The organism is Bacillus sp. L381 (assembly GCF_030284525.1).
GTDB lineage: Bacteria > Bacillota > Bacilli > Bacillales > Bacillaceae > Bacillus > Bacillus amyloliquefaciens.
Genome location: NZ_CP127224.1, coordinates 1,502,870 through 1,514,781 on the forward strand (window position 1 = coordinate 1,502,870; position 11,912 = coordinate 1,514,781).

Annotated in this window: 13 protein-coding genes; 12 read left to right on the plus strand and 1 reads right to left on the minus strand. The window is 47.7% G+C overall.

Translation table 11 applies throughout. The features are described 5' to 3' along the window. The first annotated feature begins 1 nt into the window (after position 1). The 9 genes from fmt to spoVM all read left to right on the plus strand — a co-directional run bounded on the left by fmt (position 2) and on the right by spoVM (position 8,521). Positions 2-955, plus strand: coding sequence for a methionyl-tRNA formyltransferase (gene fmt, locus QRX25_RS07650; RefSeq protein WP_013352216.1), 954 nt, complete (start codon positions 2-4; stop codon positions 953-955). After that, entirely contained in the window at positions 942-2,285 is a 1,344-nt protein-coding gene (gene rsmB / locus QRX25_RS07655) for a 16S rRNA (cytosine(967)-C(5))-methyltransferase RsmB (RefSeq protein ID WP_115997225.1), read from the plus strand. The genes fmt and rsmB overlap by 14 nt, the downstream gene beginning before the upstream one ends. 3 nt (positions 2,286-2,288) lie before the next feature. After that, entirely contained in the window at positions 2,289-3,380 is a 1,092-nt protein-coding gene (gene rlmN, locus QRX25_RS07660) for a dual-specificity RNA methyltransferase RlmN (RefSeq protein ID WP_014470411.1), read from the plus strand. Between the two features lie 5 nt (positions 3,381-3,385). After that, positions 3,386-4,147 carry a protein-serine/threonine phosphatase PrpC gene (prpC, locus tag QRX25_RS07665; protein WP_212101323.1) on the plus strand — a complete coding sequence of 254 codons (762 nt, stop codon included), beginning with the start codon at positions 3,386-3,388 and terminating at the stop codon, positions 4,145-4,147. Next, positions 4,141-6,075, plus strand: coding sequence for a Stk1 family PASTA domain-containing Ser/Thr kinase (gene pknB / locus QRX25_RS07670; protein WP_212101326.1), 1,935 nt, complete (start codon positions 4,141-4,143; stop codon positions 6,073-6,075). Before prpC ends, pknB begins: the two co-directional genes overlap by 7 nt. A gap of 21 nt (positions 6,076-6,096) precedes the next feature. Beyond that, positions 6,097-6,987 (plus strand): ribosome small subunit-dependent GTPase A, encoded by an 891-nt coding sequence (gene rsgA, locus QRX25_RS07675; protein WP_115997228.1) that lies wholly within the window; start codon positions 6,097-6,099, stop codon positions 6,985-6,987. Between the two features lies 1 nt (position 6,988). Continuing rightward, a complete protein-coding gene (gene rpe, locus QRX25_RS07680; RefSeq protein WP_014470407.1) occupies positions 6,989-7,642 on the plus strand; it encodes a ribulose-phosphate 3-epimerase in 654 nt (217 codons plus the stop codon). Between the two features lie 67 nt (positions 7,643-7,709). Then, positions 7,710-8,354, plus strand: a complete 645-nt coding sequence (locus QRX25_RS07685) for a thiamine diphosphokinase (RefSeq protein WP_212101329.1) — start codon at positions 7,710-7,712, stop codon at positions 8,352-8,354. 86 nt (positions 8,355-8,440) lie between these two features. Beyond that, positions 8,441-8,521: a stage V sporulation protein SpoVM gene (gene spoVM, locus QRX25_RS07690; RefSeq protein ID WP_003154329.1), complete on the plus strand. Its 81-nt coding sequence runs from the start codon at positions 8,441-8,443 to the stop codon at positions 8,519-8,521. A 76-nt stretch (positions 8,522-8,597) separates the two neighbouring features. Here spoVM and rpmB read toward each other — a convergent pair whose 3' ends face one another. Then, a complete protein-coding gene (rpmB, locus tag QRX25_RS07695) occupies positions 8,598-8,786 on the minus strand; it encodes a 50S ribosomal protein L28 (protein WP_003154328.1) in 189 nt (62 codons plus the stop codon). A 259-nt stretch (positions 8,787-9,045) separates the two neighbouring features. Between rpmB and QRX25_RS07700 the strand changes: the two genes are divergently transcribed. From QRX25_RS07700 to sdaAB, 3 genes are all read left to right on the plus strand, one after another. Continuing rightward, positions 9,046-9,408 carry an Asp23/Gls24 family envelope stress response protein gene (locus tag QRX25_RS07700; protein ID WP_065521305.1) on the plus strand — a complete coding sequence of 121 codons (363 nt, stop codon included), beginning with the start codon at positions 9,046-9,048 and terminating at the stop codon, positions 9,406-9,408. 15 nt (positions 9,409-9,423) lie between these two features. Continuing rightward, on the plus strand, positions 9,424-11,091 hold the full coding sequence (locus QRX25_RS07705) for a DAK2 domain-containing protein (RefSeq protein WP_013352225.1): 1,668 nt from the start codon (positions 9,424-9,426) through the stop codon (positions 11,089-11,091). A gap of 143 nt (positions 11,092-11,234) precedes the next feature. Beyond that, positions 11,235-11,897: an L-serine ammonia-lyase, iron-sulfur-dependent subunit beta gene (gene sdaAB, locus QRX25_RS07710; RefSeq protein ID WP_013352226.1), complete on the plus strand. Its 663-nt coding sequence runs from the start codon at positions 11,235-11,237 to the stop codon at positions 11,895-11,897. The last annotated feature ends 15 nt before the right edge of the window (positions 11,898-11,912 follow it).

Here is an 11,912-nt window from a genome sequence, read left to right on the forward strand (position 1 = left end):
GATGACAAGGATCGTTTTTATGGGAACGCCCGACTTTTCAGTTCCCGTGCTGCGCACACTTATTGAAGACGGATATGAAGTGGCAGGGGTCGTTACACAGCCTGACCGCCCGAAAGGCAGAAAAAAAATCATGACGCCTCCTCCTGTAAAGGCTGAAGCTGAACGCCACGGCATTCCCGTGCTTCAGCCCGAAAAAGTAAGGCTTGAAGAAGAAATAGAAAAAGTGCTCAGCCTGAAGCCGGACCTGATTGTTACAGCGGCATTCGGACAGATTTTGCCCAAACAGCTGCTGGACGGCCCGAAATACGGCTGTATCAACGTGCACGCGTCACTTCTGCCTGAATTAAGAGGCGGAGCGCCGATACATTATTCGATTCTTCAAGGCAAAAAGAAAACGGGCGTGACGATCATGTATATGGTTGAAAAGCTTGATGCAGGCGATATGATTTCTAAAATCGAAGTGGAAATTGATGAAACAGATAACGTCGGCACGCTCCACGACAAATTAAGCGTAGCGGGGGCGAAGCTTTTGTCAGAGACCGTTCCGAACGTCATTTCCGGAAATATTAAACCGATCAGGCAGGACGAATCAAAAGCGACTTACGCGCCTAACATAAAGCGCGAGCAGGAGCGGATTGATTGGACAAAGCCCGGAGAAGACATTTACAACCAGATCAGAGGCTTAAACCCTTGGCCTGTCGCCTATACAACGTTGAACGGACAAAACATCAAAGTGTGGGCATCTGAAAAAGTTGCGGCAAATACTGAGGCAGCGCCGGGAACAGTCATCCGCGCGGAGCAAAACGGCATTGTCGTCGCATCAGGAAACGGCACCGCCCTTTTGATCACAGAGCTGCAGCCGGCGGGAAAAAAACGGATGAAGGGCGAGGATTTTGTAAGAGGCAAAAATGTACAGTCCGGTGACGTGTTAGGAGCAGCAGATGAAGAAAATTAATGTCCGGGAGCTTGCCCTTGAAGCGCTTGAAAAGCTTGAGCAAAATCAGGCATACAGCAACCTGCTTCTTACATCGGTTATCAAAACGAACACGCTCAGCGATCAGGACAGAGGACTGCTGACAGAGCTTGTCTACGGAACACTGCAAAATAAAATCGCTTTAGACTATATGCTGAAGCCTTTTATCCGCAAGCCGAATAAGGTGAAGCCATGGGTGATTCAGCTGCTGCGTCTGTCCGCATATCAAATGGAGTATTTAGAAAAAATTCCGGACCGCGCCGCCATCCATGAAGCGGTTGAAATCGCAAAAAAACGCGGGCATAAAGGCATCGCGTCCTTTGTCAACGGCATCCTCCGCTCCCTGCAGCGTGAGGGGGCGCCGTCATTCGCTGAAATTGAAGACCCGGTTCTCCGTCTATCAACAGAGACAAGCCATCCTGAATGGCTCGTAAAAGAGTGGGTCGAAGCGTACGGCTTTGAGGCGGCTGAAAAGATCTGCCGGATTCATCTCGTTCCGCCGAAACAGACGCTCCGTGTCAACCGGATCAAGGCTGACAAGGAAACGCTGCTGAATGAGATGGAGAATGCTGGTCTGGAAGCGGAAGCCGGAGACCTTTCTCCTGATGCGATTAAGCTTTTAAAAGGAAGCATCGCGAGCACGGAATTTTTCCAAAACGGGCAGGTATCCATTCAGGATGAGAGCTCAATGCTTGTCGCGCGGGCGCTGGATCCGAAACCGGGAGAAACCGTGCTTGACGCATGCGCCGCACCCGGAGGAAAGTCGGCTCACATCGCGGAACTGATGCAGAACGAAGGCAGCCTGACGTCACTTGATCTTCACCGCCATAAAGTGAAGCTGATCCAAGAGGGCGCAGAACGGCTCGGACTTACGATCATCAATGCGCAAACGATGGATGCAAGAAAAGCGGGGGACGCTTTTGGCGCAGAACGGTTTGACCGGATTCTCGTTGATGCCCCGTGCTCAGGCTTCGGAGTTATCAGAAGAAAACCCGATATGAAATATACGAAGACGCCGGAGGACAGCAGACGGCTGTCAGAGATCCAGCTCGGCATTTTAAGGGAAATCGCCCCATTAGTAAAAAAAGGTGGCACACTCGTATACAGTACGTGTACAATGGATCGGACAGAAAATGAAGAAGTTATGCATGCGTTTATACAAGAACACCCTGAGTTTGAACCCGATTTGTCTCTTGAAAAGCGGCTGCCTGAAAAGGCGAGAGCCTTTGTTCAGGATGGAAGCCTTCAAATTCTTCCGCATTATTTCGGAACAGACGGTTTCTTTATTAGCAGCATGAGAAAGAAGGGATAAAAAATGACACAATTAAAAAAGACAAGCGTACGGAAAGAGCTGCGGACTGAGCAGCCGTCCATTTACTCTTTTGAATTAGATGAAATCAAACAATGGCTGACCGAGAATGGCGAAAAACCGTTCCGCGCAGCACAGATTTTTGAATGGCTGTATGAAAAACGGGTGTCTTCATTTGATGAAATGACAAACCTTTCAAAAAGCCTGCGTGAAAAACTCGAGAGCAATTTTGTGATGACAACGCTGAAAACGGCTGTAAAGCAGACGTCACAAGACGGCACAATGAAATTTTTATTTGAGCTCCATGACGGTTATACAATTGAAACGGTTTTAATGAGACATGAGTATGGCAATTCTGTATGTGTAACGACACAGGTCGGCTGCCGGATCGGCTGCACATTTTGCGCGTCAACGCTTGGCGGATTGAAACGGAATCTTGAAGCGGGAGAAATCGTCGCTCAAGTCGTGAAAGTGCAAAAGGCGCTTGATGAAACGGATGAACGCGTCAGCTCAGTCGTTATCATGGGTATCGGAGAGCCGTTTGATAATTTCAATGAAATGCTCGCTTTCTTAAAAATCATTAACCATGATAAAGGGCTGAACATCGGTGCGCGTCATATTACGGTTTCCACAAGCGGCATCATTCCGAAGATTTACGATTTCGCCGATCAAAAAATGCAGATCAATTTCGCGATTTCTCTGCATGCCCCAAATACGGAGATCAGAAGCCGCCTGATGCCGATTAACAAAGCCTATAAGCTTCCTGACCTTATGGAAGCCGTCAAATATTATATTGAGAAAACAGGCAGACGGATCAGCTTTGAATACGGCTTGTTCGGAGGCGTAAATGATCAGGTCGAACACGCAGAAGAGCTTGCAGAACTGTTAAAAGGCGTTAAATGCCATGTCAACTTAATTCCTGTAAACTATGTGCCTGAACGGGATTACGTCCGCACACCGAGAGATCAGATTTTCGCATTCGAAAAAACGTTAAAATCCCGCGGTGTAAATGTCACGATCAGAAGAGAGCAAGGCCATGACATTGACGCGGCCTGCGGTCAGCTTCGCGCGAAGGAGCGTCAAGACGAGACGAGGTGAAGAGGTTGATTACAGCCTTGAAAACAGATACAGGTAAAGTCCGCCAGCATAATGAAGATGCGGCGGGCATTTTCACAAAAGAAGAAGCGGTGCTTGCGGTTGTCGCCGACGGCATGGGCGGTCATCTTGCCGGAGATGTGGCGAGCAGGATGGCGGTTGCGGCGATGGAAGAGCAGTGGAACCAAGCTGAAACGGTTCCTTCACTGCCGTCTGATTGCGAGGTGTGGCTGAAAGAGCGGATTCATGAGGCGAATGCCAAGGTATATAACCACGCTAAAGCAAATGAAGAATGCCGGGGAATGGGCACAACTGTTGTCTGCGCCTTATTCACAGGGAAATTTGTCACTGTCGCCCATATCGGAGACAGCCGGTGCTACCTGCTCCAAGAGAATGAATTCACTCAGCTGACTGAAGACCATTCGCTTGTGAATGAGCTGGTCAAGACGGGAGAAATTTCAAAAGAGGACGCCGAGCATCATCCTCGGAAAAATGTACTGACGAGAGCGCTGGGGACTGATGAAACCATCAGCCCCGACGCCCGTTCGTTTGAGCTTTCTGACGGCGATCAGCTGCTTTTATGCTCTGACGGACTGTCAAATAAAATAGAAGACCACGAGATCAAACAAATGCTTCAAGCCGAATCTGCGCCTCAGGAAAAGGTAGACCTTCTCATCAGCAAAGCGAATCAAAACGGTGGCGAGGACAACATCACGGCTGTATTGATTGAGCTTTCCGCAGATGCAAAAGAGGGTGAAGACAAGTGCTAACCGGCAAGCGGATCAGCGGGCGTTATCATATCCTCCGGCCCATTGGCGGCGGCGGAATGGCAAACGTTTTTTTAGCTGAGGACATCATTCTCGAACGTGAAGTCGCAATTAAAATCCTGCGGTTTGACTTTGTGAATGACATTGATTTTATCAGGCGTTTCAGAAGAGAAGCACAGTCGGCATCAAGCCTTGATCATCCGAATATCGTCAGTATTTACGATATCGGGGAGGAAGGCGACATTTATTATATTGTCATGGAATATGTGGAAGGCATGACGTTAAAGGAATACATAACCGCACAGGGACCGCTTCATCCGAAAGAAGCGCTGTCTGTTATGGAGCAGATCGTCTCAGCCATCGCCCATGCCCATCATAACCATATCGTGCACCGGGATATCAAACCGCACAATATTTTGATAGATCATTTAGGACATATCAAGGTGACGGATTTCGGCATCGCCACAGCCCTCACTTCGACGACAATCACCCATACGAATTCTGTGCTCGGCTCGGTTCATTATTTGTCTCCGGAGCAGGCGAGAGGCGGTCTGGCAACGAAAAAATCGGATATTTACGCGCTGGGCATCGTGCTGTTTGAGCTTTTAACAGGCAAAATGCCTTTTGACGGAGAATCAGCCGTCAGCATTGCGTTAAAGCACCTGCAAACAGAAACGCCTTCCGCCAGAAAGTGGAACCCTTCCATTCCGCAGAGCGTGGAAAACATTATTTTAAAGGCAACCGCCAAAGACCCGTTTCACCGCTATGAAAGCGCAGAGGACATGGAAGCGGACATCAGAACGGCTTTTGACGCCGGCAGGCTGAATGAACAAAAATTCTCCGTGCAGGATGATGAGGAAATGACGAAAGCGATTCCCGTTATTACTGACGATGCGATAGCCGCGCCGCAGGCGGAAACGCCGGCAGAGACGGATGATAAAGAACAGCCGGCAACCAAAAAGAAGAAACGGAAATGGCCGTGGGTTTTGCTGGCCGTCTGCTTTATTTTCATAATGGCGGCTGTTCTTGCAGTCACCGTGTTCCCGTCTTTATTTATGCCAAAAGAGGTAAGCGTCCCCGATGTACGGGGCATGAAGTACGAAAAAGCGGAAGCCCTGCTTGAAAAGAACGGCCTCCAAGCGGATCCTGATATGACGGACATTGAAGATGAAAAAATCGAAGAAGGATTAATGGTCAAAACTGATCCGAAAGCGGGTTCTGCCGTTAAAGAAGGCTCTTCTGTAAAACTGTACAAAAGCATCGGGAAACCGAAAACCCAGCTGATTGACGTGAAAGGCCGGCCGATCGACGATGCGAAAAAAACGCTTAAGGATAAAGGCTTCAAACATGTCAATGTAAAAGAAGAGAACGATGACAGTGCGGCTGGCACCGTAATTGATCAGAACCCATCAGCCGGCACCGACATGGTCGCAAGCGATGATGAAGTCAGCTTAACGGTCAGCCTCGGACCGGCGGACGTTACGCTGAGAGACTTAAAAACATACAGCAAAGAAGCGGCTTCCGGGTATCTTGAAGATAACGGTCTGCAGCTTGTTGAAAAGGAAGCTCACTCAGATGACGTGCCTGAGGGACAGGTCATGAAGCAAGAGCCGGCAGCCGGCACTGCAGTTAAGCCGGGAAGTGATGTTGAAGTGACGTTTTCGCTCGGGCCTGAAGAAAAACCGGCGAAAACGGTAAAAGAAAAAATCAGCATCCCCTACGAACCCGAACATGAAGGGGACGAGCTTGAAGTGCAAATCGCCATCGATGATAAAGACCACAGCATCTCTGATACGTATGACTCGTTTAAAATAAAAGAGCCGACTGAAAAAACAATTGAACTGAAGATTGATCAGGGACAGAAGGGGTATTATCAAGTGATGGTCGATCATAAAGTCGTCAGTTACAAAACAATTGAATACCCGAAATAATGACTGACAAGGAGGGACCGTATGCCTGAGGGCAAAATTATTAAAGCGTTAAGCGGATTCTATTATGTCCTGGATGAATCACAGGACAAGATCATTCAATGCAGAGGCCGGGGCATTTTCAGAAAGAATAAAATAACGCCTCTGGTCGGCGATTATGCCGTTTATCAGGCTGAAAATGATAAAGAAGGCTACCTGCTGGAAATCAAAGAACGAACAAACGAGCTGGTCAGACCGCCGATATCAAATGTGGACCAGGCCGTTCTCGTCTTTTCCGCCGTTCAGCCGGCGTTCAGCACGTCCTTATTGGACCGTTTTCTCGTTCTTGTGGAAGCCAACGGCATTCACCCGATCATCTGCATAACCAAAATGGACTTAGCTTCAGACGGGGAATCGAAAGAGAAGATTTTATCTTACGTGAAAGACTATCAGGCGATCGGTTATGACGTATATGTGACGTCGTCAAAAGAAAACAGCGGCTTAACAGACATTGTGAAACACTTCGTGAATAAAACCACGGTGTTTGCCGGGCAGTCCGGAGTCGGTAAATCTTCGCTTTTAAATGCGATCAGCCCGGAGCTTGAGCTGAAAACAAACGAGATTTCCGCACATTTAGGACGCGGGAAACATACGACACGCCATGTAGAGCTCATTCATACATCAGGCGGACTTGTGGCGGATACTCCGGGGTTCAGTTCACTTGAATTCACCGGCATTGAGGAAGAAGAGCTGGGCAGCACGTTCCCTGAGATCAGAGAAATAAGCGCCTCGTGCAAATTCAGAGGCTGTCTGCATTTGAAGGAGCCGAAATGCGCGGTAAAGCAAGCGGTGGAAGAAGGAGACATTCAGCCGTACCGCTATGAGCACTACAAAGAATTTATGCAGGAAATAAAAGAGAGAAAGCCGAGGTATTAATATGATTAAGGTTGCGCCATCAATTCTTTCCGCCGATTTTGCTTCACTGGGCGAGGAAATTAAAGACGTGGAAAAAGGAGGAGCGGACTATATCCATATTGATGTCATGGATGGCCATTTCGTCCCTAACATTACAATCGGACCGCTTATCGTTGAAGCCGTCCGTCCGGTGACTGATCTGCCGCTGGATGTTCATCTTATGATTGAAAACCCGGACCGCTACATCCCGGCATTTGCAAAAGCCGGTGCGGACATCCTTTCCGTCCACGCTGAGGCGTGTCCGCATCTTCACCGAACCATTCAATTGATAAAAGAGCAGGGGATAAAAGCGGGAGTTGTGCTCAATCCGCATACGCCCGTTCAAATTATTGAACATGTGATCGATGAGCTGGACCTTGTACTGTTAATGACGGTGAACCCCGGTTTTGGAGGACAGCGCTTTATTCATTCGGTTCTTCCGAAAATCCGTCAGGTCAAACAGATGGCAGAGGAGAAAGGCCTCTCTGAACTTTTAATTGAGGTGGACGGGGGCGTTAATAAAGAAACAGCTCCTTTATGCGCTGAAGCGGGCGCCAATCTGCTTGTTGCCGGGTCCGCCGTATATAATCAGCCGGATCGGAAAAAAGCCATCGCTGAAATCCGAAACGCAGAATAAACACGCTGATAAAGAGCCCGGTGAAAGCCGCCGGCTCTTTTCGCGTCTGAGAGGGAAAGGAAAACATATGAAGACAATCAATATCGTTGCGGGCGGTCCTCGGGAGTTTATTCCCGATCTGTCCGAGTACACAGACGGAGATACGACGTGGGTCGGAGTGGATAAAGGGACGATCGCTCTTTTAGAGGCCGGAATCGTTCCGCAGGAAGCTTTCGGTGATTTTGACAGCATTACGGAAGAAGAGCTCCTGATGATTCAAAAAGCGGCGCCGGCCCTCCATGTGTATCAGGCGGAAAAAGATTATACCGATCTGGAACTCGCCCTTGACTGGGCTTTACAAAAAGAACCGGAGAACATTCGGATATTCGGTGTGACGGGCGGAAGAGCAGATCACTTTTTAGGGAACATTCAGCTTTTGTATAAAGCCTTAAAAAAGGATACCGATGTCAAGCTGATTGATCGGCAGAATGACATTCAGATGTTCGAACCCGGCCGCTATACAATTGAAGAAAAAGTGCGCAGACGCTATATTTCTTTTATTCCGTTTTCGGAAGCGGCAGACGGCCTGACACTCATCGGTTTTAAATATCCCCTGGATAATTGTCATATTCCCCTGGGTTCCACACTATGTATTAGTAACGAACTCATTCATTCACGAGGTACTTTTTCGTTTGCAAAAGGCATATTAATAATGGTAAGGAGCGCGGATTAGAAAAGCGGCTTCTGCCATATGCGGAAAAAACCATGAATCCTAAAGTGATGAACGCAGCGGATACGGGACTTATAGGAGGGGACAAAATGAAATTTTATACCATTAAATTGCCGAAGTTTTTAGGAGGAATTGTCCGGGCGATGCTGGGCTCATTTAGAAAAGAGTAAGCCCAAGAAGCTGAATTGCCCTCTTTGAACGCATAAAAAACGCCTGCCGCATAAAAGGGCAGGCGTTCATTTTTGCTTATACACGCTCAACTTTACCGGATTTTAAAGCCCGGGCAGATACATACACTTTTTTAGGTTTGCCGTCAACGAGGATGCGGACCTTTTGAAGGTTGGCGCCCCAAGTACGCTTAGAAGCGTTCATTGCGTGAGAACGGTTGTTTCCGGCTTTTGTTTTTTTACCTGTAATAAAACATTTACGTGCCATTTGTTTCCCTCCTAACTGCGCGAAACATCTTTTCAAACATAGTGTCTCAGATGCTTTCGTTATACAATACTTTAAATAATTTACCACAGCTAAAAACCGTTTGCAACTATTGTTTCCCTTACTTTCAAGAAAAATCACTTGACATGTAAAACCAATCACATTTCCCGCGCTGAAGCGATGCTTCTGTATCTTTTCTTTTCATAATGGGATACATATAGTAGAATAATGATAACTCTATGCACCTGAAGGAGGAACCTGTGTGTCCATTGAAATGAAGACAAAATACGGCCAGATTGATATATCCAACGAAGTCATCGCAATGGTTGCCGGAGGCGCTGCCATTGACTGTTACGGAATAGTGGGGATGGCCTCCAAAAACCAGATTAAAGACGGTTTGTCTGAAATCCTCCGGAAAGAGAACTTCGCAAGAGGTGTACATGTCCGTCAGGAAGCAGAACAAATACATATCGACATGTACATTATTGTCAGCTACGGCACTAAAATATCCGAAGTAGCCCACAATGTTCAGACGAAGGTAAAATACACAGTAAATCAAACAATCGGACTTGCAGTTGATTCTGTAAATATCTATGTCCAAGGCGTACGAGTAACGAACCCGTAGTGAGGAGGATGAGTATTGTCTAGACGAAACTTAGATGGGAGAGCTTTTGCGGCAATGATTCTGGCGGGGGCTGAGACATTGTCTCAAAACGCATCCGCGGTGGATGCGCTGAATGTGTTTCCCGTGCCGGACGGCGATACCGGAACAAACATGAATTTATCGATGTCATCAGGTGCAAGAGAGGTAGAGCACCTTGACTCACCTGACATCGGCAAAGTCGGCATCGCCCTGTCAAAAGGCCTGCTTATGGGAGCAAGAGGAAACTCAGGGGTGATCTTGTCCCAATTATTCAGAGGCTTCACAAAGAGCATTGAAAACAAAAAAGAAATAAACGCCCAAGAATTTGCCGCAGCACTCCAAGCGGGAGTGGATATGGCATATAAGGCGGTCATGAAACCGGTTGAAGGAACGATTTTAACCGTGGCGAAGGATGCGGCTAAAAAAGCGGTCGCCTCGGCCAAAGAAGAAACCGATATCATTGCGGTCATGGAGACCGTTATTGAGGAAGCGGAAGCGTCGCTGAACCGCACGCCGGACCTGCTGCCTGTTTTAAAGGACGTCGGTGTCGTTGACAGCGGCGGAAAAGGCCTGCTTTGTGTATATGAAGGCTTTTTGGCCTCCTTAAAAGGAGAGTCCGTACCGAAAAAAGCGGTTCTTCCGGCCCTGGATGATATGGTGAATGCCGAGCATCATAAAAGCGCGCAGAGCATGCTGAGTACAGAAGACATTGAATTCGGATTTTGTACGGAAGTGATGGTAAGGCTGGATCAAGATAAACGGACGTTCAAGGAAGAAACGTTCAGAAACGAACTGAGCCGTTACGGCGATTCATTGCTGGTTGTAGCTGATGATACGCTGGCGAAAGTTCACATTCATGCCGAAGAACCCGGGAACGTGCTCAATCTTGCACAGCGTTACGGCGATTTAATTAAAATCAAAATTGAAAACATGAGGGAACAGCATACTTCCATCATCAGCCAAGAACATGATGAAAAAAAGCCGGCCGGCGTTATGAAAGAAGCCCGCAAGCCTTTTGGAATCGTAACCGTGGCAATGGGAGAAGGCATTTCTGAACTGTTTACGAGCATCGGCGCTTCACACGTAATTGAAGGCGGCCAGACAATGAATCCGAGCACGGAAGATATTGTTGAAGCCGTTCAGTCTGTCAATGCGGAAACGGTTTTCATTCTTCCGAACAATTCAAATATTGTGATGGCTGCCAATCAAGCGGCGAGTGTGGCTGAAGAAAATGTAATTGTCATTCCGGCAAAAACGGTGCCGCAAGGAATGACCGCCCTGCTTGCGTTTAACCCTGACCAGCCGGCTGATGTAAATGAAGCCAATATGCTTGAGGCCATCCGGAATGTGAAAAGCGGACAGGTGACATATTCAGTCAGAGACACTCATATTGACGGCAAGGATATTAAAAAAGGTGATTTTATCGGCATTTTAAATAGTTCGATTATCGGCAGCGCCGAAGATCGGATAAGTGCGGCGAAATTGCTGCTGGATGAAATGATCGGGGAAGAAGATGAAATCGTCACCATCCTGTACGGAGAAGACGCGCCGGAAGAAGAAGCTGAGAAACTCGCCGAGTATATTACAAGCGTCTGTGAAGATATCGAGGTTGAAATCCATAACGGCAGACAGCCTCTGTACCCATATATAATTGCGGCAGAATAGAAGGGCTTATCAGGCCCTTCTATTCTTATGCCTTTATTTACCTGCGGCAGTGCGGCAGTGCGTCTGCTTGCCAATTTATAAATGTTCAATTAGTCTAAAGAAAAAGCGCTGAATGAAGTGATGTTAAGGAGGAACAAACCAGCATGAAATATAGAAGCGTTTTTGATATTATCGGCCCGGTAATGATCGGTCCGTCCAGTTCACATACCGCAGGCGCTGCCCGTATCGGCAGAGTGGCCAGAAGCTTATTCAGGCGGGAGCCCCGCCGGATTGTTGTGTCTTTTTACGGATCATTTGCAGAAACGTATAAGGGCCACGGCACTGATGTCGCGATTATCGGCGGCCTGCTTGATTTTGATACATTTGATGAGCGGATTAAAACAGCGATTCAAATTGCTGAAGACAAGGGCATATATATAGAGTTCCGCACAGAGGATGCTGTGCCCGTTCATCCGAATACGGCGCGTATCGTCATTTCTGATGATGAAGGGGAGCTTGCCCTTACCGGTATTTCAATCGGCGGCGGAAAAATTGAAATTACGGAGCTTAACGGCTTTGAGCTGCGTCTTTCCGGAAACCATCCAGCTATTTTAGTCGTTCATAATGATAAATTCGGCACGATTGCAGGCGTTGCCAATGTGCTTGCGAAATTCTCCATCAATGTCGGACATATGGAAGTGGCGCGCAAGGATGTCGGACAGCTTGCGCTGATGACGATTGAAGTCGATCAGAATATTGAAGAAGAAGTGCTGGACGAACTTTCAACACTTCCGAATATTATACAGGTTACTAAGATAGCTGACTAAAAAGTCAGGAGGAAA

Coding starts and splice junctions, on each gene's coding strand:
- fmt (WP_013352216.1), top strand. CDS start 2: ATGACAAGGATCGTTTTTATGGGAACGCCCGACTTTTCAGTTCCCGTG.
- rsmB (WP_115997225.1), top strand. CDS start 942: ATGAAGAAAATTAATGTCCGGGAGCTTGCCCTTGAAGCGCTTGAAAAG.
- rlmN (WP_014470411.1), top strand. CDS start 2,289: ATGACACAATTAAAAAAGACAAGCGTACGGAAAGAGCTGCGGACTGAG.
- rsgA (WP_115997228.1), top strand. CDS start 6,097: ATGCCTGAGGGCAAAATTATTAAAGCGTTAAGCGGATTCTATTATGTC.
- rpe (WP_014470407.1), top strand. CDS start 6,989: ATGATTAAGGTTGCGCCATCAATTCTTTCCGCCGATTTTGCTTCACTG.
- QRX25_RS07685 (WP_212101329.1), top strand. CDS start 7,710: ATGAAGACAATCAATATCGTTGCGGGCGGTCCTCGGGAGTTTATTCCC.
- spoVM (WP_003154329.1), top strand. CDS start 8,441: ATGAAATTTTATACCATTAAATTGCCGAAGTTTTTAGGAGGAATTGTC.
- rpmB (WP_003154328.1), bottom strand. CDS start 8,786: ATGGCACGTAAATGTTTTATTACAGGTAAAAAAACAAAAGCCGGAAAC.
- sdaAB (WP_013352226.1), top strand. CDS start 11,235: ATGAAATATAGAAGCGTTTTTGATATTATCGGCCCGGTAATGATCGGT.